This is a genomic window from Escherichia sp. MOD1-EC6098, from assembly GCF_002965865.1.
Classification (GTDB): domain Bacteria; phylum Pseudomonadota; class Gammaproteobacteria; order Enterobacterales; family Enterobacteriaceae; genus Escherichia; species Escherichia marmotae.
Window position 1 is genome coordinate 35,621 of record NZ_PTSN01000003.1, and the last position, 25,831, is coordinate 61,451.

Consider the following 25,831-nt stretch of genomic DNA (forward strand, 5'->3'; position numbering starts at 1 on the left):
CAGCGTGAGCATGGATATAAGCGATTTTTATCAGACATTTTTTGATGAAGCGGACGAATTGTTGGCCGATATGGAGCAGCATCTGCTGGATTTGCAGCCAGAAGCGCCAGATGCCGAACAATTGAATGCTATCTTTCGTGCGGCCCATTCCATCAAAGGAGGGGCAGGAACTTTTGGTTTTACCGTGTTACAGAAAACCACGCATCTGATGGAAAACCTGCTCGATGAAGCCAGACGCGGTGAGATGCAGCTTAATACCGACATTATCAATCTGTTTTTGGAAACGAAAGATATCATGCAGGAACAGCTCGACGCTTATAAACAGTCGCAAGAGCCGGATGCCGCCAGCTTCGATTATATCTGCCAGGCCTTGCGTCAACTGGCATTAGAAGCGAAAGGCGAAACGGTGCCCGCAGTGACCCGGTTAAGTGTGGTTGCCAAAAGTGAACCGCAAAATGAGCAGAGTAACAGTGAGTCGCCGCGACGAATTATCCTTTCACGCCTGAAGGCGGATGAAGTCGATCTGCTGGAAGATGAACTGGAGCAGTTGACCACATTAACTGACGTGGTTAAAGGTGCGGATTCATTATCTGCAACAATGTCGGGAGATATTGCGGAAGACGACATTACCGCCGTGCTCTGTTTTGTGATTGAAGCCGATCAGATTGCCTTTGAAGCGGTAGAGCCTGCACCAACAGTATCGACCCCGCCAGTGCTGGAACTGGCCGCAACAGAAGCGCCAGCCGGACGCGTAGAGCGGGAAAAAACGACGCGCGGTAGCGAATCGACCAGCATCCGTGTGGCGGTAGAAAAGGTTGATCAACTGATAAACCTGGTCGGTGAACTGGTCATCACCCAGTCAATGCTCGCTCAGCGCTCCAGTGAACTGGACCCGGTAAATCATGGGGATTTGATTACCAGCATGGGGCAGTTACAACGTAACGCCCGTGATTTGCAGGAATCGGTGATGTCGATTCGTATGATGCCGATGGAATATGTCTTTAGCCGCTATCCGCGGCTGGTGCGCGACCTGGCGGGTAAACTCGGCAAACAAGTAGAACTCACGCTTATAGGCAGCTCCACCGAACTCGACAAGAGTCTGATAGAACGCATTATCGATCCGCTGACCCACCTGGTACGCAACAGCCTTGACCACGGTATAGAACTGCCGGAAAAACGCCTCGCCGCAGGTAAAAATAGCGTCGGAAATTTGATCCTGTCAGCCGAACATCAGGGCGGCAACATCTGCATCGAAGTGACCGACGATGGCGCGGGACTAAATCGTGAGCGGATTCTGGCAAAAGCCGCCTCGCAAGGGCTGCCTGTCAGCGACAACATGAGCGACGACGAAGTGGCGATGTTGATATTTGCTCCGGGTTTTTCCACGGCGGAGCAGGTTACCGATGTTTCCGGGCGTGGCGTCGGCATGGATGTCGTTAAACGTAATATCCAGGAAATGGGCGGCCATGTCGAAATCAAGTCGAAGCCGGGCACAGGTACAACGATCCGCATTTTGCTACCGCTGACACTGGCGATCCTCGACGGTATGTCCGTGCGCGTTGCTGATGAAGTTTTCATTCTGCCGCTGAATGCTGTCATGGAATCACTGCAACCCCGTGAAGTCGATCTGCATCCGCTGGCAGGTGGCGAGCGGGTACTTGAAGTGCGTGGTGAATATCTGCCAATAGTCGAACTGTGGAAAGTGTTTAATGTCGCTGGTGCGAAAACTGAAGCCACCCAGGGGATTGTCGTGATCCTGCAAAGTGGTGGTCGTCGTTATGCCTTGCTGGTGGATCAATTAATTGGTCAACACCAGGTGGTGGTGAAAAACCTTGAAAGTAACTATCGCAAAATTCCTGGAATATCCGCCGCAACAATTCTTGGCGACGGAAGCGTAGCACTGATTGTTGATGTCTCAGCCTTGCAGGCAATAAACCGCGAACAATGTATGGCGAACACCGCCGCCTGATTGAGTAAAAAGGTAATAAATATGACCGGTATGACAAATGTAACAAAACTGGCCAGCGAACCGTCAGGCCAGGAGTTTCTGGTATTTACCCTTGGTGATGAAGAGTACGGCATAGACATTCTGAAAGTGCAGGAGATCCGTGGTTACGACCAGATCACGCGGATTGCGAATACGCCAGCGTTTATCAAAGGCGTCACTAACCTGCGCGGCGTCATTGTGCCAATTGTCGACTTACGCATTAAGTTCAGCCAGGTCGATGTGGACTATAACGACAACACAGTCGTGATCGTCCTGAATCTTGGCCAGCGCGTGGTCGGCATAGTGGTTGACGGCGTATCGGACGTTCTTTCGTTGACGGCGGAACAAATTCGCCCGGCACCGGAATTTGCCGTGACGCTTTCCACTGAATATCTTACGGGACTGGGCGCGCTGAGTGACCGCATGCTGATTCTGGTTAATATCGAAAAACTGCTAAATAGTGAAGAGATGGCGCTGTTAGATAATGCGACCGCAGACGTCGCGTAATTTCGCGTTCAGCAATAAATAAAGGCAGAACCCGATGATGCGCACATCGGGTTTTTTATTTTAAGTCATCTCTCTACGATTGATCTAAGCAATAAAGTTTCCCACCTTCCTGCCGATAACGGGATCAACTTGTTTTCAGGAAGGTGCCTTATGATTAACCGTATCCGCGTAGTTACGCTGCTGATGATGGTGCTGGGGGTATTTGCACTGTTACAGCTCATGTCCGGCAGTCTGTTTTTTTCTTCGCTGCACCATAGCCAGCAAAGCTTTGTGGTTTCCAATGAACTACGGGAACAACAGGGCGAGTTAACTTCAACCTGGGATCTCATGCTACAAACGCGCATTAACCTGAGTCGTTCAGCGGTGCGGATGATGATGGACCCATCCAATCAACAAAGTAGTGCAAAAATTGAATTGCTTGATAGCGCCAGGAAAACGTTGGCGCAGGCGGCTGTTCATTATAAAAAATTCAAAAGCATGGCACCGTTACCCGAAATGGCTGCCGCCAGTAGTCATATTGATGAAAAATACAAAAATTACCACACGGCATTAACTGAACTGATTGATTATCTTGATTATGGTAACACCGGAGCCTATTTTGCCCAGCCAACCCAGGGAATGCAAAATGCGATGGGAGAGGCTTTTGGGCAGTACGCCCGTAGCAGCGAAAAATTGTACCGCAATATCGTTGTCGACAATGCCAGTGATTACCGTTTTGCCCAGTGGCAACTGGCCGTTATCGCGCTGGTGGTGGTACTGATTCTTCTGGTGGCATGGTATGGCATTCGCCGCATGTTGCTTAACCCGCTGGCAAAAATCATTACCCACATCCGTGAAATTGCGGGTGGTAACCTGGCGAATAACCTGGCCATTGCTGGACGCAGTGAAATGGGCGAGCTGGCGCAGAGCGTTTCGCATATGCAACGTTCTCTGACTGATACAGTCACCCACGTGCGCGAAGGTTCAGATGCCATCTACGTTGGTACGCGTGAAATTACTGCAGGTAATACCGATCTCTCCTCCCGAACTGAACAGCAGGCCTCGGCACTGGAAGAGACTGCTGCCAGCATGGAACAACTCACCGCCACGGTGAAACAGAACGCCGATAATGCCCGCCAGGCCTCGCAACTGGCGCAAAGTGCCTCCGACACTGCCATGCACGGCGGTAAAGTGGTGCATGGCGTGGTGAAAACCATGCACGAAATTGCTGACAGTTCGAAGAAAATTGCTGACATCATCAGCGTTATCGACGGTATTGCTTTCCAGACCAATATACTGGCGCTGAACGCCGCCGTAGAAGCTGCCCGTGCCGGTGAACAGGGCCGTGGTTTTGCCGTGGTTGCGGGTGAAGTGCGTAATCTTGCCAGCCGTAGCGCCCAGGCGGCAAAAGAGATTAAAGCCCTGATTGAAGACTCAGTATCCCGCGTCGATACCGGTTCGGTGCTGGTTGAAAGCGCCGGAGAGACGATGACCAACATCGTTAATGCGGTTACGCGCGTTACCGACATTATGGGGGAAATTGCTTCAGCCTCCGATGAACAGAGCCGTGGCATTGATCAAGTGGCGCAGGCCGTGTCGGAAATGGATCGTGTGACTCAACAGAACGCCTCGTTGGTGCAGGAGTCAGCCGCTGCAGCCGCCGCGCTGGAAGAGCAGGCCAGTCGTTTAACGCAGGCAGTATCCGCGTTTCGTCTGGCTGCCAGCCCGCAATCCCAAAAACCACCGCTTCAATCCCGGCCAGCCAGTGAAAAACCACCAACACAACCACGCCGGCATATCGCTGAACAAGCTCCAAACTGGGAAACATTTTGATGGCTATTTACTCAAGCACCATTGTTGCCAGATTGATCAGATGATGCAACAGAACGTCGCGCGTATCGTCTCTGATGGCGCTATTTACAAGTGGTTATACGACACAATCGGCGCAGTTACAGGCTGTGCCAGTGGTTTCCTGAAGTGACTGAGAAGGCGCTATGACATCATCTCTGCCCTGTGGGCAAACGTCTTTATTGTTACAGATGACCGAGCGCCTCGCGCTTTCCGACGTTCATTTTCGGCGGATAAGTCAATTGATCTACCAACGTGCGGGGATCGTTCTGGCCGATCACAAACGTGACATGGTCTACAACCGGCTGGTACGCCGTTTGCGTTCGCTGGGACTGGCAGATTTTGGGCATTATCTGAATATGCTGGAATCTAATCAGTGCAGCAGCGAGTGGCAGGCATTTATTAACTCATTGACGACCAACCTGACGGCATTTTTTCGTGAAGGGCATCATTTTCCGCTGATCGCAGCTCATGCCCGCCGCTGTTCTGGGGAATATCGCGTATGGAGTGCAGCGGCATCGACAGGCGAAGAACCGTACAGCATTGCGATGACGCTGGCGGACACATTGGGCACTGCGCCCGGACGCTGGAAAGTCTTTGCCAGTGATATCGATACCGAAGTCCTGGAGAAAGCTAAAAGCGGCATTTATCGCCATGAAGAGCTGAAAAACCTGACGCCACAACAACTCCAGCGTTACTTCATGCGCGGCACGGGACCGCATGAAGGGCTGGTGCGCGTGCGTCAGGAACTGGCGAATTATGTCGATTTTTCGCCGCTGAATTTGTTGGCGAAACAGTACACCGTACCGGGGCCGTTTGATGCGATCTTCTGCCGTAACGTCATGATCTACTTTGATCAAACGACTCAACAGGAGATTTTGCGTCGCTTTGTACCGCTACTTAAGCCCGACGGATTGCTGTTTGCGGGTCACTCTGAAAACTTTAGCCATCTTGAGCGCAGCTTCACGTTGCGAGGTCAGACGGTGTATGCGCTAAGTAAGGAATAACGATGAGCAAAATCAGGGTGTTGTCTGTCGATGATTCGGCATTGATGCGCCAGATCATGACGGAAATCATCAACAGCCATAGCGACATGGAAATGGTTGCGACGGCTCCTGATCCGCTGGTCGCGCGTGATTTGATTAAGAAATTCAACCCTGATGTGTTGACGCTGGACGTTGAAATGCCGCGGATGGACGGGCTGGATTTCCTCGAAAAATTAATGCGTTTGCGACCAATGCCGGTGGTGATGGTTTCTTCTCTGACCGGCAGAGGTTCCGAAGTCACGCTGCGCGCGCTTGAGTTAGGGGCGATAGATTTTGTCACCAAACCACAACTGGGTATTCGCGAAGGAATGCTGGCGTATAGCGAAATGATTGCCGAAAAGGTACGAACGGCGTCAAGAGCGAGCCTGGCCGCGCATAAACCGTTATCGCCACCGGCAACGCTGAAGTCTGGCCCGCTGTTGAGTTCAGAAAAATTGATTGCAATTGGTGCCTCAACGGGCGGAACAGAGGCGATTCGTCACGTACTGCAATCGTTGCCACTTTCCAGCCCGGCGCTGTTAATCACCCAGCATATGCCGCCCGGTTTCACCCGCTCTTTTGCTGACCGACTTAACAAGCTGTGTCAGATCGGCGTTAAAGAGGCTGAAGACGGTGAACGCGTCTTACCGGGACATGCCTATATCGCGCCGGGCGATCGGCATATGGAACTGGCGCGCAGTGGCGCAAACTATCAAATCAAAATTCACGATGGCCCGGCGGTTAACCGTCATCGGCCTTCGGTAGATGTGTTGTTCCATTCTGTTGCCAAACAGGCGGGGCGTAATGCTGTTGGGGTGATCCTGACGGGCATGGGTAACGACGGCGCGGCGGGAATGTTGGCGATGCGTCAGGCGGGGGCATGGACCCTCGCGCAAAACGAAGCAAGCAGCGTGGTTTTCGGTATGCCGCGTGAGGCCATCAATTTGGGGGGCGTCTGCGAAGTGGTCGATCTTAGTCAGGTAAGCCAGCAAATGCTGGCAAAAATCAGTGCCGGACAGGCGATACGTATTTAAATCAGGAGTGTGAGATGGCGGATAAAGAGCTTAAATTTTTGGTTGTGGATGACTTTTCCACCATGCGACGCATTGTGCGTAACCTGCTGAAAGAGCTGGGATTCAACAATGTTGAGGAAGCGGAAGATGGTGCCGATGCTCTCAACAAGTTACAGGCGGGCGGTTATGGGTTTGTGATCTCCGACTGGAATATGCCGAATATGGATGGTCTGGAACTGCTGAAAACCATTCGTGCTGATGGCGCGATGTCGGCGTTACCGGTGTTGATGGTGACCGCAGAGGCGAAGAAAGAGAACATTATCGCCGCAGCACAAGCGGGGGCCAGTGGCTATGTGGTTAAGCCATTTACCGCCGCGACGCTGGAGGAAAAACTCAACAAAATCTTTGAGAAACTGGGCATGTGAGGATGCGACTATGATGCAACCATCAATCAAACCGGCTGATGAACATGCCGCTGGCGATATCATTGCGCGCATTGGCAGCCTGACGCGTATGTTGCGTGACAGTCTGCGGGAGCTTGGACTGGATCAGGCGATAGCTGAGGCCGCTGAAGCCATCCCCGATGCCCGCGATCGTTTGTACTACGTCGTGCAGATGACTGCCCAGGCTGCGGAGCGTGCGCTGAACAGTGTTGAGGCGTCACAGCCACATCAGGATGAAATGGAGAAGTCGGCAAAAGCATTAACCCAACGCTGGGATGCCTGGTTTGCCGATCCGATTGACCTTGCCGATGCCCGTGAACTGGTGACCGATACGCGGCAATTTCTGGCGGATGTGCCTGTTCATACCCGTTTCACCAATGCGCAACTGCTGGAAATCATGATGGCACAGGATTTTCAGGATCTCACCGGCCAGGTGATTAAACGGATGATGGATGTGATACAGGAGATTGAACGCCAGTTGTTGATGGTGCTGCTGGAAAACATTCCGGAACAGGATGCGCGTCCGAAGCGTGAAAGCCAGAGTCTGCTTAATGGGCCACAGGTTGATAGCAGCAAAGCGGGTGTGGTAGCCAGCCAGGATCAGGTCGACGATTTGTTGGATAGTCTCGGTTTTTAATTTGTATTGCCTGATATGACGTGACCCGTCGTATCAGGCGGCCGGATGAGACGTTTACACCGCATCCGACAAACGCGGCACCACGCCTGATGTGCTGCGGTAAAAGCCCTAAACCCCGCCTGTTTTGCCCCTTACTCTAACCATTGAACGCTTTCCGCTCTGGCATTATTCACGCTTATCACTATTTCCAGGATTGGCGACGTGTCTGACGAGAGCGACGACAAAACAGAAGCCCCCACACCTCACCGACTTGAAAAAGCACGGGAAGAGGGACAGATCCCGCGCTCCCGTGAGCTAACCTCACTGCTGATTTTGCTGGTGGGCGTGTGTGTTATCTGGTTTGGTGGCGCGTCTCTGGCTCACCGGTTGTCTGGGATGCTCTCCGCCGGGCTGCATTTTGATCACAACATCATCAATGACCCCAACCTAATCCTGGGGCAGATTATTCAGTTAATCAGAGAAGCCATGTTGGCTCTGTTGCCGCTGATTAGCGGCGTGGTGCTGGTGGCACTCATTTCGCCAGTCATGTTGGGTGGTCTGGTATTTAGCGGCAAATCATTACAGCCGAAGTTTTCCAAAATCAACCCGTTACCAGGTATTAAACGCATGTTCTCAGCGCAAACCGGCGCAGAGCTGCTGAAAGCGATACTGAAATCCACTTTGGTCGGCAGTGTGACTGGTTTTTATCTCTGGCATCACTGGCCGCAGATGATGCGCTTAATGGCGCAGTCGCCCATTACTGCAATGGCTAACGCGATGGATGTTGTGGGATTGTGCGCGCTTTTAGTGGTGCTTGGGGTCATCCCAATGGTGGGATTTGACGTCTTTTTTCAAATATTCAGCCACCTGAAAAAGCTGCGTATGTCACGGCAGGACATTCGTGATGAGTTCAAACAAAGCGAAGGCGATCCCCATGTCAAAGGGCGAATTCGTCAGATGCAGCGAGCTGCGGCGCGGCGTCGGATGATGGCCGATGTGCCGAAAGCGGACGTCATTGTTAACAACCCAACTCACTACTCAGTGGCATTGCGATATGACGAAAACAAAATGAGTGCGCCGAAAGTGGTCGCCAAAGGTGCAGGGCTGGTAGCACTGCGCATTCGTGAAATTGCCGCTGAAAATAACGTCCCGACCCTTGAAGCACCGCCGCTGGCGCGTGCGCTGTATCGACATGGCGAAATAGGCCAACAAATTCCAGGCCAACTATACGCCGCTGTGGCAGAAGTACTGGCCTGGGTCTGGCAACTGAAACGCTGGCGTCTGGCCGGTGGGCAACGCCCTGTACAACCCACACATCTTCCGGTGCCGGAAGCCCTGGATTTTATCAACGAGAAACAGCCCCATGAGTAATCTGGTCGCAATGCTGCGCCTACCCGCAAACCTGAAATCGACACAATGGCAGATCCTTGCCGGACCGATTTTGATCCTGTTGATCTTGTCGATGATGGTGCTGCCACTGCCCGCATTCATTCTCGACCTGCTGTTTACCTTCAATATTGCCCTGTCGATCATGGTGTTGCTGGTGGCGATGTTTACCCAGCGCACGCTCGAGTTTGCCGCGTTCCCGACCATCCTGCTGTTTACCACGCTGTTGCGTCTGGCGCTCAACGTGGCTTCAACCCGTATCATTTTGATGGAAGGTCATACTGGTGCGGCGGCGGCGGGGAAGGTCGTTGAAGCGTTCGGTCACTTCCTCGTTGGCGGTAACTTTGCAATCGGCATTGTGGTATTCGTCATCCTCGTGATCATCAACTTTATGGTTATCACCAAAGGTGCCGGGCGTATTGCGGAAGTGGGGGCGCGCTTTGTTCTCGACGGTATGCCGGGTAAACAGATGGCGATTGATGCCGACCTCAACGCCGGATTGATTGGTGAAGATGAGGCGAAAAAACGTCGTTCCGAAGTGACCCAGGAAGCCGATTTTTACGGCTCAATGGACGGGGCGAGTAAGTTTGTTCGTGGTGATGCTATTGCCGGGATCCTCATCATGGTCATTAACGTCGTCGGCGGATTGCTGGTCGGCGTGCTGCAACATGGCATGAGCATGGGCCATGCGGCAGAAAGTTATACGCTGTTGACCATCGGTGATGGCCTGGTGGCGCAAATCCCGGCGCTGGTTATTTCTACCGCTGCGGGGGTCATCGTCACGCGTGTCAGCACCGATCAGGATGTTGGCGAGCAGATGGTGAATCAGCTTTTCAGTAACCCCAGAGTCATGTTGTTAAGTGCCGCAGTACTGGGGTTACTTGGTTTGGTGCCAGGAATGCCAAACCTGGTATTTTTACTGTTCACGGCGGGACTGCTGGGGCTGGCGTGGTGGATCCGTGGACGCGAACAAAAAGCGCCTGCCGAACCGAAGCCGGTAAAAATGGCGGAGAATAATGCCGTTGTTGAAGCGACGTGGAACGATGTGCAACTGGAAGACTCGCTGGGAATGGAGGTGGGGTATCGGCTGATCCCGATGGTCGATTTTCAGCAGGATGGCGAGTTGCTGGGGCGTATTCGCAGTATTCGTAAGAAATTTGCCCAGGAGATGGGCTTTCTGCCACCGGTGGTGCACATTCGCGACAATATGGATCTGCAACCTGCCCGTTATCGTATCCTGATGAAAGGCGTTGAAATTGGTAGCGGCGATGCCTATCCGGGGCGCTGGCTGGCGATCAACCCGGGGACAGCCGCCGGAACATTACCCGGTGAAGCGACGGTCGACCCGGCGTTTGGTCTGAATGCTATCTGGATCGAAAGCGCGCTAAAAGAACAGGCGCAGATTCAGGGATATACCGTGGTTGAGGCCAGCACGGTGGTCGCAACGCATCTTAACCACCTCATTAGCCAACATGCCGCCGAACTGTTTGGTCGTCAGGAGGCGCAGCAGTTACTGGATCGCGTCGCCCAGGAGATGCCAAAGCTAACGGAGGACTTAGTTCCTGGCGTCGTCACGCTCACCACGCTGCACAAGGTGCTACAAAACCTGCTTGATGAAAAAGTGCCGATTCGCGATATGCGCACCATCCTCGAAACGCTGGCGGAACATGCGCCCATCCAGAGCGAACCACATGAATTAACCGCCGTCGTCCGCGTGGCGCTTGGTCGGGCGATTACCCAGCAATGGTTTCCCGGCAAAGATGAAGTTCACGTTATTGGCCTGGACACGCCGCTGGAGCGTTTGCTGTTACAGGCATTGCAGGGCGGGGGCGGGCTGGAGCCTGGACTGGCGGATCGTTTGCTGGCACAAACTCAGGAGGCATTATCCCGTCAGGAGATGCTGGGCGCGCCGCCAGTGCTGTTGGTGAACCATGCGCTGCGGCCATTATTATCTCGTTTTCTGCGCCGTAGCCTGCCGCAACTGGTGGTGCTTTCGAATCTCGAACTCTCTGATAACCGTCAAATCCGTATGACGGCGACGATTGGCGGCAAATAATGAGGAGCTTATTAGCTATTTTGTTGTTTCCGATGCTTGTGCAGGCTGCCGGGGAGGGCATGTGGCAGGCAAGTAGCGCGGGCGTGACGCTAAATCATCGTGGTGAATCGATGTCGTCAGCGTCTCTGACTTCGCGACAACCGGTTTCAGGATTGGTGACGCTGGTGGCCTGGCGTTATCAGCTTATCGGCCCGACACCTGTAGGGCTGCGCGTGCGCTTGTGTTCGCTATCTCGTTGTGTCGAATTAGACGGGCAGAGCGGGAGTACGGTGGCATTTACCGGCGTACCTGCGACAGAACCGTTGCGCTTTATCTGGGAAGTTCCAGGCGGTGGGAGGTTAATTCCGCCGCTGAAGGTGCAGCGTAATGAAGTGATTGTGAATTATCGGCGGTGATAAAAAAGCCGATGTCCGTAACTGCGACATCGGCCTTTGACACATAACGCGATTACATACGCTCTACAGTCTCAATACCCAGCGTATCCAGACCCAGTTTCAGCGTCTTCGCGGTCAGTTGTGCCAGTTTCAGACGGCTGTTACGCACTTCTTCGTTTTCTGCGCTGAGGATCGGGCAGTGCTCGTAGAAGCCAGAGAACAGACCAGCCAGATCGTACAGGTAAGCACACATCACGTGCGGTGTACCTTCACGGGCAACCACCGTGAGGGTTTCTTCAAATTGCAGCAGGCGAGCGGCCAGTTGCGCTTCACGATCCTCACGGATGACAACCGGAGCCGCAGCCAGTTGATCTTCGTTAATTTCCGCTTTACGGAACACGGACAGCACACGGGTGTAGGCATACTGCATATACGGCGCAGTGTTACCCTCGAACGCCAGCATGTTGTCCCAGTCGAAGATGTAGTCGGTAGTGCGGTTTTTGGAGAGATCCGCGTATTTCACCGCGCCGATACCGACCGCATTGGCCAGTTTTTCCAGCTCGTCGGCTGGCATATCCGGGTTCTTCTCAGCCACCAGACGACGCGCGCGTTCCAGTGCTTCATCCAGCAGATCTGCCAGTTTCACCGTACCGCCAGCGCGGGTTTTGAATGGTTTACCGTCTTTACCCAGCATCATGCCGAACATGTGGTGTTCCAGCGGTACGGATTCTGGTACATAACCTGCTTTGCGTACGATTGCCCATGCCTGCATCAGGTGCTGATGCTGACGGGAGTCGATGTAATACAGCACGCGATCGGCATGAAGGGTTTCATAACGATACTTCGCACAGGCGATATCGGTAGTGGTGTAGAGATAGCCGCCATCTTTCTTCTGAATGATAACGCCCATCGGCTCGCCTTCCTTGTTCTTGAACTCATCAAGGAATACAACGGTCGCGCCTTCACTTTCTACTGCCAGACCTTTGGCTTTCAGATCTGCCACGATACCCGGCAGCATCGGGTTGTAGAGGCTTTCGCCCATCACATCATCGCGAGTCAACGTTACGTTCAGACGATCGTAAGTGATCTGGTTCTGCGTCATGGTGATGTCGACCAGTTTGCGCCACATTTCGCGGAAGTATTCGTCACCGCTTTGCAGTTTTACCACGTAGTTACGTGCACGTTCGGCAAACTCTTCATCTTCGTCGTAATGCTTTTTCGCATCGCGGTAGAAACCTTCGAGATCTGCCAGCTCCATTTCACCGGCGTTTTCCTGCTGCTGTTTTTCCAGCCACGCAATCAGCATACCGAACTGGGTGCCCCAGTCACCGACGTGGTTAGCGCGAATTACGTTGTGACCGAGGAACTCCAGGGTACGCACAGCCGCGTCACCAATGATGGTGGAACGCAGATGCCCTACGTGCATCTCTTTCGCCACGTTTGGCGCGGAGTAGTCCACCACAATGGTCTGTTTTTCTGGTGTAGCAACACCGAGACGATCGGACGCCAGCGCCTGCTGAACATGTTCAGCCAGGAATACCGGATCAAGGAAAATGTTGATAAAACCTGGGCCGGCGATCTCAACTTTACTGGCGATACCGTTAAGATCCAGATGAGTCAGCACCTGCTCTGCTAATTGTCGCGGTGCCATACCCAGTTTTTTAGCAACTGCCATCATGCCGTTAGCCTGATAGTCGCCGAACTGAACTTTTGCTGACTGACGAACCTGCGGTTCGCAATCCGCAGGCGCGCCTGCCGCAATCATGGCCTGACGGACTTTTTCTGAGAGAAGAGCCTGAATATTCACCGGAATACCTTACATTGATGAAGCGAGCGAGAATTGCCCGCACCAGTTAAAGAAATTAGGGCGGGAGTATACTGCAAATGGCTGTTTTCGTCAGCAACGTGCGCGTGGCGTATTGCCGTTTTCACTATTGCACCGGGGACTGCGCGAAATCAACAGTTGGTTGGCGCAGGGCAACAAGGTAAATTAACGCTTTTGCTGAAAGACGAAGAGTGATTATGGCTAACTGGCAATCTGTCGACGAGTTGCAGGATATTGCAACGGATTTACCGCGATTTATCCACGCATTAGACGAACTTTCCCGTCGTCTGGGGCTGGATATTACTCCGCTGAATGCCGATCACATTTCCTTGCGTTGTCATCAAAACGCCACCGCTGAACGCTGGCGTCGTGGGTTTGAACAGTGCGGCGAACTCCTGTCAGAAAATATGATCAATGGCAGACCGATTTGCCTGTTTAAATTGCATGAACCGGTACAGGTTGCTCACTGGCAGTTTTCGATAGTTGAGTTACCGTGGCCTGGGGAAAAACGTTACCCGCACGAAGGCTGGGAACATATCGAAATCGTTCTGCCTGGTGATCCAGAGACACTGAACGCCCGTGCACTGGCATTACTTTCTGATGAAGGGCTTAGTCAGCCGGGGATCTCGGTTAAAACCAGTTCGCCAAAAGGTGAGCATGAGCGATTACCCAATCCAACGCTGGCCGTCACCGACGGTAAAACCACGATTAAGTTTCATCCGTGGTCCATTGAAGAGATCGTCGCCAGTGAGCAGTCGGCGTAATTAAGGAGTAAAAATGGCATTACTGGAAATTTGCTGTTACAGCATGGAGTGCGCGCTGACGGCGCAGCAAAACGGTGCCGACAGAATAGAGCTGTGTGCGGCACCGAAAGAAGGTGGCTTAACGCCGTCGCTGGGCGTGCTGAAGTCTGTGCGTCAGCAGGTTACTATCCCTGTGCATCCGATTATCCGTCCTCGCGGTGGCGATTTTTGCTACAGCGACGGCGAGTTTGCCGCCATTCTTGAGGACATCCGCACAGTACGCGAATTGGGATTTCCTGGACTGGTGACGGGGGTTCTGGATGTTGACGGTAATGTCGATATGCCACGAATGGAAAAAATAATGGCGGCTGCCGGTTCGCTGGCCGTCACTTTTCATCGCGCCTTCGATATGTGCGCTAACCCTTTAAATGCACTGAATAATCTTGCGAAATTAGGCATTGCCAGGGTGCTGACATCGGGGCAAAAATCAGACGCGCTGCAAGGTTTATTAAAAATTATGGAACTTATTGCCTATGGTGATGCTCCAATCATCATGGCCGGAGCTGGAGTTCGTGCAGAAAACCTGCACCACTTCCTCGATGCCGGAGTGCTGGAAGTCCATAGCTCCGCGGGAGCGTGGCAAGCCTCACCGATGCGTTATCGTAATCAAGGATTGTCCATGTCATCAGATGCACTCGCGGACGAGTATTCGCGTTATGTCGTAGACGGGGCGGCGGTTGCTGAAATGAAAGGAATCATTGAACGCCATCAGGCCAAATGATTTTTACCGTTGCATCATGTCGCCCAATATGATGCTTGCTCGTACCAGGCCCCTGCAATTTCAACAGGGGCCTTTTTTTATCCTTGATCAGTATGAAAAATGAACCTGAAGGCAAAGACAAAATGGCGTGGCTGATCAGGCGCATAAGAAGTAAATAGCGCCCGGAAACGGGCGCTAAATTGAAAGTGTGCTTTATTCATGCCGGATGCGGCGTGAACGCCTTATCCAGCCTGCAAATTTGTGCAAATTTAACATATTGCAGGAGACGGGTAGGCCTGATAAGCGTAGCGCATCAGGCGGTTTTGGCGTTTGTCATCAATCTCAGCGCTCGGAAACGGGTTACGGCTTACGCGCAATCAGCACCGCGCGTTTAGGCGCAGGATAGCCTTCTACCGTTTTACTCGGATCATGCGGGTCGAGGAAATCGGACAGAGACTCGGTAACCATCCATTCAGTACGGCGCTGCTCTTCTGTAGAGGTAACGCTCACGTCCGCAATGCGGATATCAACAAACCCACACTTCTTCAGCCAGTTTTTCAGCGCCAGTGCTGATGGAATGAAATAGACATTACGCATTTGCGCGTAACGATCGCCTGGCACCAGTACTGTGTGCTCATCGCCATCAACAATCAGCGTTTCCAGCACCAGTTCGCCTTCATTCACCAGTTGATCTTTTAACTGCCACAGATGTTCCAGCGGTGAGCGGCGATGGTACAGCACGCCCATCGAAAAGACGGTATCAAAGGCTTTCAGCGCCGGAAGTTGTTCAATACCTAACGGCAGCAGATGCGCGCGCTGATCGTTACCTAACAACTTACGCACCGCTTCGAACTGGCAGAGAAAAAGTTGCGTAGGGTCAATCCCCACCGCCAGATGCGCGCCTGCGCCAATCATGCGCCACATGTGATAACCGCTGCCGCAGCCAACATCGAGGATCGTGCGCCCGGTCAAATCAGAGAGATGCGGCAGAACACGATCCCATTTCCAGTCAGAACGCCATTCGGTGTCGATGTTAACGCCATACAGCGAGAACGGCCCTTTACGCCACGGCATCAGGTTGCGCATCAGTGTTTCAATGCGTTTAATCTGCCCGGCACTCAGCGGCTCTTTGCTTTCCGCCGTTACGCTATGCAGTAAATCAAGACGATACGGTTTAATTTCGGGCAGAAATTCCACCGCATTGGACCACTGTTTAAACAGACCGTGCTGCTGTTCACGTTGCCAGTTGGCAATCTGTGCAGGGAGGGTTTCCAGCCAGTGCGAAAGATGATTTTTGGCAATCAGAGAATAAAAGTTACCAAAGTCGATCATGCAGCGTCCTCTGCTTTCAATGCCACCAGTGAGCCAAAGTTAAAGCACTGGAACCATAACTCGCTATGTTCAAATCCGGCTTTATGCAGGCGTGCTTTATGGGTTTCCACAGAATCGGTCAGCATCACGTTTTCTAACATGCTGCGTTTTTGGCTGATCTCCAGCTCGCTGTAACCGTTGGCGCGTTTAAAATCGTGGTGCATGTTGAACAGCAGTTCACCGACTTTGGCATCTTCGAAACTGAATTTTTCCGAAAGCACCAGCGCACCGCCAGGATTCAGTCCTTGATAAATTTTATCCAGTAATGCCTGACGTTCAGAAGGCTCAAGGAATTGCAGGGTAAAATTCAGTACCACCATCGACGCGTTTTCAATGGCAATATCGCGAATATCACCCTCGATTACTTCTACAGGTGTTGGCGCTTTATAGGCGTCGATATGGCGACGGCAGCGTTCAATCATCGCCGGGGAGTTGTCGATGGCGATAATTTTACAATTATCATGATGAATATTGCGACGCACCGAGAGCGTCGCCGCGCCCAAAGAACAGCCCAGATCGTAAACCTGCGTACCAGGTTGTACGAAGCGTTCGGCCAACATGCCAATCATTGAAATAATATTGGAATAGCCGGGAACGGAACGCTGGATCATATCCGGGAAGACTTCGGCTACCCGTTCATCAAAGGTCCAGTCGCCCAGTCTGGCGATAGGGGCAGAAAATAACGTGTCGCGGTGAGACATAACGTAAAAATCCGGGAAAAAGAAAGTGGCGTATTGTGCGCTAACGCAGGGAGAAAACCAACTCCCAGGGCATATACCAAAGATTCGCCAGCACCATCAGCAACAGCGCACACCAGGTGGCGCTCATGCCGGAACGCCGCCAGCGAAACAGACGGTGATGAAAACCGTAATAATGCATCAGACGCCCGGCAAGCAGAACAATGCCGCAAATATGTACCATCCAGGTTTCTGCGCCATTCATTTCCATAAACAGCATCAATACAATCGCGATGGGAATATATTCCACCGCGTTACCGTGAATGCGAATGGCGCTTTGCAGTTCGCTAAAACCGCCGTCACCATAGGCAACGCGATATTGCATTCGCAGGCGAACAACATCAAAAGAGAACTTCATTAATAACAACGCACCTAAAACGGCATACAGCGCGCTTACCATACAAACTCCCTTTAAAATGGCCGATGGCTCCTGTCTATGATAGGTGGCAATTTCAGAAAAGAGAAGATTGCTGTGGAATAGCCGGAACTGCTCCGATCTCTGGAAGTGTCTTACGTAAGTCTTCCCAAAGGGTATGTACCAGTTCCGGTGCCTGGGCAATATCTGGCGTATGTAAAAAAAGATAAGGCGTGGTGGTCTGGTGCCACTGTGCTAATTTTTGTAACCAGACCTGAAATAATTCCCGATTTTGCGTCATATCATCGCTGCCGATAAAACGGATCAGTGGGTTTGTCGCTGTTAATACGGCATGAACCGGAACTTTGGGCTTTTTCCGTTGCGCGTCGCGAATGGCTTCATTATGCGGACGCGCTGCATGAACCGGACGGCTGTCTAAAATCACCCGATTAACGCCGCGCTGATGCAAACCGCGATTAAGCGTTTGTTCCTCTACCTCTTTGGCAAAAAACAGCGGATGACGAACTTCCACACCATAGGTAAATTCGCGAGGAAGGGAATCGAGAAAGTGCCACAGTGCAGACAGATCCCGGGGGCCAAATGTGGCGGGCAGTTGCAGCCAGTATTGCCCAATGCGCGGCGCTAACGGTGACATGCGGGTTAAAAATTCTGCTACTAAATCATCGCAATGTCGCAATGCGGCCTGGTGCGAAATGGTCGCCGGAAATTTAAAACAAAAACGAAAATCATCGCTGGTTTGCTCGCGCCAGCGCAGAACCACTTCCGGCTTTGGCAGAGCATAAAGGGTCGTGTTGCCCTCCACACAGTTAAAATGGCGGGCGTACTCTTCCAGGCTGGAGATCCCCAACCGCACCCATTTTGGATGCGACCATTGCGGCAGACCGATATAAATCATAACGCGTTGAGGATCTCTTCCACGCGACGCACACGGGCAATGCGCGGGTAGATATGGTTGATGCTGTTGTTGTGCTGTTCGGTACTGGCGGCGCTACAGGCGTCTTCAGCGATCACCAGATTAAACCCTAACTCCCACGCGTTACGGGCGGTGGACTCAACACCGATATTGGTTGAAATCCCACACAAGACAATGGTGTCAATGCCACGACGGCGTAATTGCAACTCCAGATCCGTACCGTAAAACGCACCCCATTGACGTTTAATGATTTCAATATCGCTGTCAGTTGCACCTAACGCCGCAGGATGCCGCCACCAGTTCTCCGGCAACGTTTTGGCAGGCGAAGGCGCATCAACCGGCTGTTTCAATGCTTCGGCATAATCGGCAGACCAGCCGACGCGCACCAGAAATACGGACTGTCCGTTTGCGCGAAATTTCGCCGCCAGTTTTCCGGCGCGATTAACAACATCCTCGGCAGTATGTGGGCCACCGGCAAAAGGCAAAATGCCTTCCTGTAAATCAATCACCACCAGTGCAGTGGTTTTAGCATTAAGCTCAAGCATGATCTCTCCTGATAAAACAAAATCGTACCTCTCACCTTAATGCGATTAGCCGATGGCAGGATGACAAATTTTGTTAATTTTTATGTGTTCAGGCAACACCTTTATAGCAAACAAGGGTAGAGTCTGATTCCTGGCCTGATATAAAGTGGTAACGAGTCGTTCCAGAGCGGGCCAGACTCTTACGGTGCGGCAGAATTTCCAGTATAATAGCCGCCTTTTTTCATTCAGTTGTGACATACAGCTAACGCTGCGACTTAGGTCACCTGCGCAGCAGGGGACATCCGCCGGCAGCTAAGTTAAGGGATATCTCATGCGTACAGAATATTGTGGACAGCTCCGTTTGTCCCACGTGGGGCAGCAGGTGACTCTGTGTGGTTGGGTCAACCGTCGTCGTGATCTTGGTAGCCTGATCTTCATCGATATGCGCGACCGCGAAGGTATCGTGCAGGTATTTTTCGATCCGGATCGTGCGGACGCGTTAAAGCTGGCCTCCGAACTGCGTAATGAGTTCTGCATTCAGGTAACGGGCACCGTGCGTGCGCGTGACGAAAAAAATATCAACCGCGATATGGCGACCGGCGAAATCGAAGTGCTGGCGTCTTCGCTGACCATCATCAACCGCGCAGACGTTCTGCCGCTTGACTCTAACCACGTCAACACCGAAGAAGCGCGTCTGAAATACCGCTACCTCGACCTGCGTCGTCCGGAAATGGCTCAACGCCTGAAAACGCGCGCTAAAATTACTAGCCTGGTGCGCCGTTTTATGGATGACCACGGCTTCCTCGACATCGAAACTCCGATGCTGACCAAAGCGACGCCGGAAGGCGCACGTGACTACCTAGTGCCGTCTCGTGTGCACAAAGGTAAATTCTACGCGCTGCCGCAGTCTCCGCAGTTGTTCAAACAGTTGCTGATGATGTCCGGTTTCGACCGCTACTATCAGATCGTTAAGTGTTTCCGTGACGAAGACCTGCGTGCTGATCGTCAGCCTGAATTTACCCAGATCGATGTGGAAACTTCTTTCATGACCGCGCCGCAAGTGCGTGAAGTCATGGAAGCCCTGGTGCGTCATCTGTGGCTGGAAGTGAAGGGCGTAGATCTGGGCGATTTCCCGGTAATGACCTTTGCGGAAGCTGAACGCCGTTATGGTTCTGATAAACCGGATCTGCGTAACCCGATGGAACTGACCGACGTTGCCGACCTGCTGAAATCCGTTGAGTTTGCGGTATTCGCGGGGCCAGCGAACGATCCGAAAGGTCGTGTTGCTGCTCTGCGAGTTCCGGGCGGGGCATCGCTGACCCGTAAGCAGATCGACGAATACGGTAACTTCGTCAAAATCTACGGCGCGAAAGGTCTGGCTTACATCAAAGTCAACGAACGCGCGAAAGGTCTGGAAGGTATCAACAGCCCGGTAGCGAAATTCCTCAACGCTGAAATCATCGAAGCCATCCTGGATCGTACCGCCGCACAAGATGGCGATATGATTTTCTTCGGTGCCGACAACAAGAAAATTGTTGCCGACGCGATGGGCGCACTGCGTCTGAAAGTCGGTAAAGATCTCGGCCTGACCGACGAAAGCAAATGGGCACCGCTGTGGGTTATCGACTTCCCGATGTTTGAAGACGATGGCGAAGGCGGCCTGACGGCAATGCACCATCCGTTCACCTCACCGAAAGACATGACTGCCGCCGAGCTGAAAGCGGCACCGGAAAATGCGGTGGCGAACGCTTACGATATGGTCATCAATGGTTACGAAGTGGGCGGTGGCTCTGTGCGTATCCATAATGGTGATATGCAGCAGACGGTGTTTGGCATTCTGGGTATCACCGAAGAAGAACAGCGCGAGAAATTCGGCTTCCTGCTCGATGCCCTGAAATATGGTACGCCGCCGCACGCAGGTTTGGCATTCGGTCTTGACCGTCTGACCATGCTGCTGACCGGCACCGACAACATCCGTGACGTTATCGCCTTCCCGAAAACAACGGCGGCAGCGTGTCTGATGACTGAAGCCCCGAGCTTTGCCAACCCGACTGCACTGGCTGAGCTGAGCATTCAGGTTGTCAAGAAGGCTGAGAATAACTGATATGAATAAAATACACGAAATCATTTGCGGTGCATCGAGGCGGCAACTGAGTGAACTTCCATGAGCATAGATAACTATGTGAATGGGATGAGCGAAAGCAGCCAACGAAGAGGCAGCGTGAAGGATAAAGTGTATAAGCGTCCCGTTTCGATCTTAGTGGTCATTTACGCACAAGATACGAAACGGGTGCTGATGTTACAGCGGCGTGACGATCCTGACTTCTGGCAGTCGGTAACCGGCAGTGTGGAGGAGGGTGAAACCGCGCCGCAAGCTGCTATGCGCGAAGTAAAGGAAGAGGTCACCATTGATGTTGTTGCTGAACAACTGACCTTAATTGACTGTCAGCGCACGGTAGAGTTTGAAATTTTTTCACATTTGCGTCATCGCTATGCGCCGGGCGTGACGCGTAATACGGAATCATGGTTCTGTCTTGCGCTACCACACGAGCGCCAGATTGTTTTTACTGAACATCTGGCATACCAATGGCTTGATGCGCCCGCTGCGGCGGCGCTTACTAAGTCGTGGAGCAACCGACAGGCGATTGAACAATTTGTAATTAACTTAGCCTGAGAAGGCGTATACACAAAATCCTTCGAGCTGTATCAAGGTGGTAAACGAGAGCCGCTAACGCAGGCAGCCTGAAGGATCAAGTGTATAGTTATTTTGGAGATATTTTTATGGCAGGTCATAGTAAATGGGCCAACACCAGACATCGTAAAGCTGCGCAGGATGCTAAGCGCGGTAAAATCTTCACTAAAATCATTCGTGAGCTGGTGACCGCAGCTAAACTGGGTGGTGGCGATCCGGATGCTAACCCGCGTCTGCGTGCTGCCATTGATAAAGCACTGTCTAACAACATGACCCGTGACACCCTGAACCGCGCAATTGCACGTGGTGTGGGCGGTGATGATGATGCGAACATGGAAACCATCATCTACGAAGGTTACGGTCCTGGCGGCACTGCAATCATGATTGAATGTCTCTCTGACAACCGCAACCGTACCGTTGCTGAAGTGCGTCACGCATTCAGCAAATGTGGTGGCAACCTCGGTACTGACGGTTCCGTGGCTTATCTGTTCAGCAAAAAAGGTGTGATCTCCTTCGAGAAAGGTGACGAAGACACCATTATGGAAGCGGCGCTGGAAGCAGGTGCTGAAGACGTTGTGACCTATGATGACGGCGCGATTGACGTTTACACCGCATGGGAAGAGATGGGTAAAGTACGCGACGCTCTGGAAGCGGCAGGTCTGAAAGCAGATAGCGCGGAAGTATCTATGATCCCGTCAACCAAAGCTGATATGGATGCAGAAACCGCACCGAAACTGATGCGTCTGATCGATATGCTGGAAGACTGCGACGACGTGCAGGAAGTTTACCATAACGGTGAGATCTCTGATGAGGTTGCAGCGACCCTCTGATGAGGCCGGCTAAACAACAAAACGGAGACGCGTGATGGCGATTATTCTCGGCATTGACCCGGGTTCACGCGTTACCGGTTACGGCGTTATCCGCCAGGTGGGCAGACAACTGTCCTACCTGGGTAGCGGATGCATACGCACCAAAGTGGATGATTTACCGTCTCGTCTGAAGCTCATTTATGCAGGCGTGACGGAAATCATCACCCAGTTCCAGCCAGATTATTTCGCAATCGAACAAGTCTTTATGGCGAAGAACGCCGATTCTGCCCTGAAACTGGGGCAGGCGCGTGGTGTGGCGATTGTGGCAGCGGTGAATCAGGAATTGCCGGTATTTGAGTATGCCGCTCGCCAGGTAAAGCAAACCGTGGTGGGTATTGGCAGTGCCGAGAAAAGCCAGGTGCAGCATATGGTTCGCACCTTGCTGAAACTTCCCGCTAACCCGCAGGCAGACGCCGCTGATGCGCTGGCAATTGCCATCACCCACTGCCATATCAGTCAGAATGCGATGCAGATGAGCGAATCGCGGCTGAATCTGGCTCGCGGGCGACTGCGTTAAATTATACTGCCTCGGTCAGTTCAGGCTGAGGCGTATCTACTCCTTCGGCATGAATCAACACCAGACCCGGATGATGCCACAAACTCGCTGGCGTTACGGTTTTTCGCGCCCACGGAATTGAGCCTAAAAACCAGAATTTCCAGAAAGTAAGTTTTGCATGTGGATTGCTGTGTAATAACTCTTCAAAAGTTTCTATCTCGCCTACCGGAATACATAATGCTTCTTTATAAATATCAAAGACAAACTTTGAGCAGAACTGGCGAGATGACTCATATTTAAACCCGGTGTGATAGAGCTTGCGCAGTCGAGAGGGAACCTGTTCTATCAGCCTTTGTTTTTGCTGTTCTGTCAGCCCTGCACCTAATCGCTTTACGGCATAGCGTTGGTGAGAAGAACGTTTAATAAAATGGGACAGTGTGGTGATGGTGGAGAGGGGAACACGGCTTTCTGCGACCAGAAAATCATCGCCGTCATGACCGATAATGATCCCGACGTGATTACTCCAGCAATTCGATGCGGCAGAAATTTGGCCGAATAATGCGGCACCTATACATGTAAATACAATATCACCAGTTTCATATTCAGCAGGATAATTAATATTCACTTTATCATTCCATTGAAATAAATTTGAATATGTTTAATAACATAAAATCTTTTTTATCGCAGGTATAGTCAAGTTTATTTTTTTTTGGGGGTCTTTTACCTGAATATTTAATATATAAAATATTTGCTTTCAATATGACCTGGAGAATGAATTATGCAGTGACAATTCTCCGTTCATCGAGACGCCTCGCAATTTTTCTGCATCCTTCGCTGGATATCTATCCAGCATTTTTTTATCATACAGCATTATCTTTGATTCATTACGCAGGAGCGTCATGTGATAGGCAGGCTGAGAGGCATCATTCTGGAAAAACAACCCCCGCTGGTGTTACTTGAAGTGGGCGGCGTAGGCTATGAAGTGCATATGCCGATGACCTGTTTTTATGAACTCCCTGAAGCGGGCCAGGAAACGATAGTCTTCACCCACTTTGTAGTACGTGAAGACGCGCAGTTACTGTACGGTTTTAACAATAAGCAAGAACGCACGCTGTTTAAAGAACTGATTAAAACCAACGGTGTGGGGCCGAAACTGGCACTGGCGATCCTCTCTGGTATGTCAGCGCAGCAGTTTGTTAATGCCGTTGAGCGTGAGGATCCTGCAGCACTGGTGAAATTACCTGGCATAGGTAAAAAAACTGCCGAACGGCTGATTGTTGAAATGAAAGATCGCTTTAAAGGCCTGCACGGCGATCTGTTTACACCGGCTGCCGATCTGGTGTTGACCTCACCGGCAAGCCCGGCAACCGACGATGCCGAGCAGGAAGCGGTTGCTGCGCTGGTGGCGCTGGGCTATAAACCACAAGAAGCCAGCCGCATGGTGAGCAAAATCGCTCGTCCTGATGCCAGCAGTGAAACATTAATTCGCGAAGCCCTGCGCGCCGCGTTATGAGGTAAAGGATGATTGAAGCAGACCGTCTGATTTCTGCCGGTACGACCTTGCCGGAAGATGTGGTAGATCGCGCTATTCGCCCCAAATTACTGGAAGAGTATGTTGGTCAGCCGCAGGTCCGTTCGCAGATGGAGATTTTCATCAAAGCGGCGAAACTGCGCGGCGATGCCCTCGATCATCTATTGATTTTTGGTCCTCCTGGCCTGGGAAAAACCACGTTAGCCAACATCGTTGCCAATGAAATGGGCGTCAATTTACGCACAACGTCTGGTCCGGTACTGGAAAAGGCGGGTGACCTGGCGGCAATGCTGACCAACCTTGAACCGCACGATGTGCTGTTTATTGATGAGATCCATCGTCTCTCGCCAGTCGTGGAAGAGGTGCTGTATCCGGCGATGGAAGATTACCAGTTGGATATTATGATTGGTGAAGGCCCGGCAGCGCGTTCGATAAAAATCGATCTACCACCGTTCACCTTGATTGGCGCGACCACGCGTGCTGGCTCATTGACATCGCCATTGCGTGACCGTTTCGGTATAGTGCAGCGCCTGGAGTTTTACCAGGTGCCTGATCTGCAATATATCGTCAGTCGTAGCGCACGGTTTATGGGGCTTGAGATGAGTGACGATGGCGCACTGGAAGTCGCTCGCCGGGCGCGAGGTACGCCACGTATCGCTAATCGTTTGCTGCGTCGTGTGCGTGATTTTGCCGAAGTGAAGCATGATGGCACCATCTCGGCAGATATCGCCGCCCAGGCGCTGGATATGCTTAATGTCGATGCAGAAGGTTTCGATTATATGGATCGCAAGTTATTGCTGGCGGTAATCGATAAATTCTTCGGTGGTCCGGTTGGCCTGGATAACCTGGCTGCAGCCATTGGCGAAGAGCGTGAAACCATTGAGGATGTGCTGGAACCTTATTTGATTCAGCAAGGCTTTTTGCAGCGTACACCGCGCGGGCGTATGGCGACAGTGCGGGCGTGGAACCACTTCGGGATTACACCGCCAGAAATGCCGTAGAGCGGATAAAGCGTTAACGTCGCATCTGGCATTGAATTATTGACAGGATGAATCGAGACAGGCGCTCCCGCAGGAGCGCCTGATTGATTAGCGACCAAACAGGTCACGTTTTTTCGCTTTAAATGGCTGGGAAATCACCACCAGCACTGCGACAATCAGGTAAGCAACAAAAATACCGAGCAACCACTGCGGCATATCCAGACCTAAAAACTCCCACTGACGCTCAGCGCAATCACCAGAGGCGACAAACACTTGTGGCACCCATTTATCCAGCGGCAGCCAGTCCGGGAAGCGAACCATGAAATCACAGGTCATAAACGGCGAAGGATAGAGCTGGAGCATGGTGTGTTCGTAAGTTAACTGCACACCACGAAACGCGCTATACAACCAGATAATCATCGCCACATAACGCAGCGGCGTTTTCGGGGCGATAGCGCCAATCAACGCGGCACCCAGAACACCGAATAACGCGCAGCGTTCATAAATACAGAGCACGCAAGGTTTCAATAACATCACATGCTGGAACCACAGCGCCGTCAGTTCCAGTGCCAGAGCGGTAAGCGCCATTAACAACCACGCACCCCGCCCCTGTGAACATTGGTTCAAAAATCGCAACATAATAATTTCCCTGCAATATGCATCGAATGCGCAGTTTAAACCAATTCATTCGTTGCGCCACCAGGAGGGAGTAAAAATAGGATGTAATTGAACAATTATCGGGCGGAAAGGCAAACCGGGCATGAATATGCCCGGTAAGTT

26 protein-coding genes are annotated in these 25,831 nt (G+C 52.0%); 18 read left to right on the forward strand and 8 right to left on the reverse strand.

The window, feature by feature from the left end; all coding sequences use genetic code 11:
* The first annotated feature begins 4 nt into the window (after positions 1 to 4).
* The 10 genes from cheA to flhE all read left to right on the forward strand — a co-directional run bounded on the left by cheA (position 5) and on the right by flhE (position 11,255).
* Positions 5 to 1,969, forward strand: a complete 1,965-nt coding sequence (gene cheA, locus C0K55_RS04735; RefSeq protein WP_001516557.1) for a chemotaxis protein CheA — start codon at positions 5 to 7, stop codon at positions 1,967 to 1,969.
* Between the two features lie 21 nt (positions 1,970 to 1,990).
* Positions 1,991 to 2,494: a chemotaxis protein CheW gene (gene cheW, locus C0K55_RS04740; protein WP_105265971.1), complete on the forward strand. Its 504-nt coding sequence runs from the start codon at positions 1,991 to 1,993 to the stop codon at positions 2,492 to 2,494.
* A gap of 150 nt (positions 2,495 to 2,644) precedes the next feature.
* Positions 2,645 to 4,306, forward strand: a complete 1,662-nt coding sequence (gene tar / locus C0K55_RS04745) for a methyl-accepting chemotaxis protein II (RefSeq protein ID WP_105265972.1) — start codon at positions 2,645 to 2,647, stop codon at positions 4,304 to 4,306.
* A 161-nt stretch (positions 4,307 to 4,467) separates the two neighbouring features.
* Entirely contained in the window at positions 4,468 to 5,328 is an 861-nt protein-coding gene (cheR, locus tag C0K55_RS04750; RefSeq protein ID WP_000204353.1) for a protein-glutamate O-methyltransferase CheR, read from the forward strand.
* A 2-nt stretch (positions 5,329 to 5,330) separates the two neighbouring features.
* A complete protein-coding gene (gene cheB / locus C0K55_RS04755; protein ID WP_105265973.1) occupies positions 5,331 to 6,380 on the forward strand; it encodes a protein-glutamate methylesterase/protein glutamine deamidase in 1,050 nt (349 codons plus the stop codon).
* A 14-nt stretch (positions 6,381 to 6,394) separates the two neighbouring features.
* Entirely contained in the window at positions 6,395 to 6,784 is a 390-nt protein-coding gene (cheY, locus tag C0K55_RS04760) for a chemotaxis response regulator CheY (protein WP_000763855.1), read from the forward strand.
* A gap of 10 nt (positions 6,785 to 6,794) precedes the next feature.
* On the forward strand, positions 6,795 to 7,439 hold the full coding sequence (cheZ, locus tag C0K55_RS04765; protein ID WP_000983595.1) for a protein phosphatase CheZ: 645 nt from the start codon (positions 6,795 to 6,797) through the stop codon (positions 7,437 to 7,439).
* A 201-nt stretch (positions 7,440 to 7,640) separates the two neighbouring features.
* On the forward strand, positions 7,641 to 8,789 hold the full coding sequence (gene flhB, locus C0K55_RS04770) for a flagellar biosynthesis protein FlhB (protein WP_001516553.1): 1,149 nt from the start codon (positions 7,641 to 7,643) through the stop codon (positions 8,787 to 8,789).
* Positions 8,782 to 10,860, forward strand: coding sequence for a flagellar biosynthesis protein FlhA (flhA, locus tag C0K55_RS04775; protein ID WP_001516552.1), 2,079 nt, complete (start codon positions 8,782 to 8,784; stop codon positions 10,858 to 10,860). The genes flhB and flhA overlap by 8 nt, the downstream gene beginning before the upstream one ends.
* Positions 10,860 to 11,255, forward strand: coding sequence for a flagellar protein FlhE (gene flhE, locus C0K55_RS04780; RefSeq protein WP_001257156.1), 396 nt, complete (start codon positions 10,860 to 10,862; stop codon positions 11,253 to 11,255). Before flhA ends, flhE begins: the two co-directional genes overlap by 1 nt.
* Positions 11,256 to 11,307: 52 nt before the next feature.
* Here the strand turns inward: flhE and argS are convergent, their stop codons facing one another.
* A complete protein-coding gene (gene argS, locus C0K55_RS04785) occupies positions 11,308 to 13,041 on the reverse strand; it encodes an arginine--tRNA ligase (RefSeq protein ID WP_001025346.1) in 1,734 nt (577 codons plus the stop codon).
* 215 nt (positions 13,042 to 13,256) lie between these two features.
* Between argS and C0K55_RS04795 the strand changes: the two genes are divergently transcribed.
* A complete protein-coding gene (locus C0K55_RS04795; RefSeq protein WP_001516550.1) occupies positions 13,257 to 13,823 on the forward strand; it encodes a VOC family protein in 567 nt (188 codons plus the stop codon).
* A 13-nt stretch (positions 13,824 to 13,836) separates the two neighbouring features.
* Positions 13,837 to 14,583, forward strand: a complete 747-nt coding sequence (cutC, locus tag C0K55_RS04800) for a copper homeostasis protein CutC (protein ID WP_001185711.1) — start codon at positions 13,837 to 13,839, stop codon at positions 14,581 to 14,583.
* Positions 14,584 to 14,922: 339 nt separating this feature from the next.
* Here the strand turns inward: cutC and cmoB are convergent, their stop codons facing one another.
* The 5 genes from cmoB to C0K55_RS04825 are packed head-to-tail and all read right to left on the reverse strand — an operon-like array spanning position 14,923 to position 18,504.
* Complete coding sequence (cmoB, locus tag C0K55_RS04805; protein ID WP_001516547.1) at positions 14,923 to 15,894, reverse strand: tRNA 5-methoxyuridine(34)/uridine 5-oxyacetic acid(34) synthase CmoB; 972 nt, start codon at positions 15,892 to 15,894, stop codon at positions 14,923 to 14,925.
* On the reverse strand, positions 15,891 to 16,634 hold the full coding sequence (gene cmoA / locus C0K55_RS04810) for a carboxy-S-adenosyl-L-methionine synthase CmoA (protein ID WP_000019599.1): 744 nt from the start codon (positions 16,632 to 16,634) through the stop codon (positions 15,891 to 15,893). Before cmoA ends, cmoB begins: the two co-directional genes overlap by 4 nt.
* 40 nt (positions 16,635 to 16,674) lie before the next feature.
* Entirely contained in the window at positions 16,675 to 17,070 is a 396-nt protein-coding gene (locus tag C0K55_RS04815) for an MAPEG family protein (protein WP_000252971.1), read from the reverse strand.
* Between the two features lie 52 nt (positions 17,071 to 17,122).
* Positions 17,123 to 17,941 carry a DUF72 domain-containing protein gene (locus C0K55_RS04820; protein ID WP_000639250.1) on the reverse strand — a complete coding sequence of 273 codons (819 nt, stop codon included), beginning with the start codon at positions 17,939 to 17,941 and terminating at the stop codon, positions 17,123 to 17,125.
* A complete protein-coding gene (locus tag C0K55_RS04825) occupies positions 17,938 to 18,504 on the reverse strand; it encodes a hydrolase (protein ID WP_000891641.1) in 567 nt (188 codons plus the stop codon). The genes C0K55_RS04820 and C0K55_RS04825 overlap by 4 nt, the downstream gene beginning before the upstream one ends.
* Positions 18,505 to 18,814: 310 nt before the next feature.
* Here C0K55_RS04825 and aspS point away from each other — a divergent pair, with 310 nt between their 5' ends.
* The 4 genes from aspS (at position 18,815) to ruvC (ending at position 22,561) form a co-directional block, all read left to right on the forward strand.
* A complete protein-coding gene (gene aspS, locus C0K55_RS04835) occupies positions 18,815 to 20,587 on the forward strand; it encodes an aspartate--tRNA ligase (protein ID WP_001258665.1) in 1,773 nt (590 codons plus the stop codon).
* 117 nt (positions 20,588 to 20,704) lie between these two features.
* The gene (nudB, locus tag C0K55_RS04840; protein ID WP_010375688.1) at positions 20,705 to 21,157 is read left to right on the forward strand and encodes a dihydroneopterin triphosphate diphosphatase; all 453 of its coding nucleotides are present in this window, start codon (positions 20,705 to 20,707) and stop codon (positions 21,155 to 21,157) included.
* Positions 21,158 to 21,264: 107 nt separating this feature from the next.
* Positions 21,265 to 22,005: a YebC/PmpR family DNA-binding transcriptional regulator gene (locus C0K55_RS04845; protein ID WP_000907234.1), complete on the forward strand. Its 741-nt coding sequence runs from the start codon at positions 21,265 to 21,267 to the stop codon at positions 22,003 to 22,005.
* Between the two features lie 34 nt (positions 22,006 to 22,039).
* Positions 22,040 to 22,561, forward strand: coding sequence for a crossover junction endodeoxyribonuclease RuvC (gene ruvC / locus C0K55_RS04850; protein WP_001516546.1), 522 nt, complete (start codon positions 22,040 to 22,042; stop codon positions 22,559 to 22,561).
* Between the two features lies 1 nt (position 22,562).
* On the opposite strand, the gene C0K55_RS04855 is transcribed toward ruvC, so the two are convergent.
* Positions 22,563 to 23,165, reverse strand: coding sequence for a YebB family permuted papain-like enzyme (locus C0K55_RS04855; RefSeq protein WP_001024955.1), 603 nt, complete (start codon positions 23,163 to 23,165; stop codon positions 22,563 to 22,565).
* A gap of 276 nt (positions 23,166 to 23,441) precedes the next feature.
* Here C0K55_RS04855 and ruvA point away from each other — a divergent pair, with 276 nt between their 5' ends.
* Together ruvA and ruvB are read left to right on the forward strand one after the other, a co-directional pair.
* Positions 23,442 to 24,053, forward strand: coding sequence for a Holliday junction branch migration protein RuvA (ruvA, locus tag C0K55_RS04865; RefSeq protein WP_000580346.1), 612 nt, complete (start codon positions 23,442 to 23,444; stop codon positions 24,051 to 24,053).
* Positions 24,054 to 24,061: 8 nt separating this feature from the next.
* The gene (gene ruvB, locus C0K55_RS04870) at positions 24,062 to 25,072 is read left to right on the forward strand and encodes a Holliday junction branch migration DNA helicase RuvB (protein ID WP_000568526.1); all 1,011 of its coding nucleotides are present in this window, start codon (positions 24,062 to 24,064) and stop codon (positions 25,070 to 25,072) included.
* Between the two features lie 87 nt (positions 25,073 to 25,159).
* On the opposite strand, the gene dsbB is transcribed toward ruvB, so the two are convergent.
* Entirely contained in the window at positions 25,160 to 25,690 is a 531-nt protein-coding gene (gene dsbB, locus C0K55_RS04875) for a disulfide bond formation protein DsbB (protein ID WP_000943467.1), read from the reverse strand.
* Positions 25,691 to 25,831: the final 141 nt, after the last annotated feature.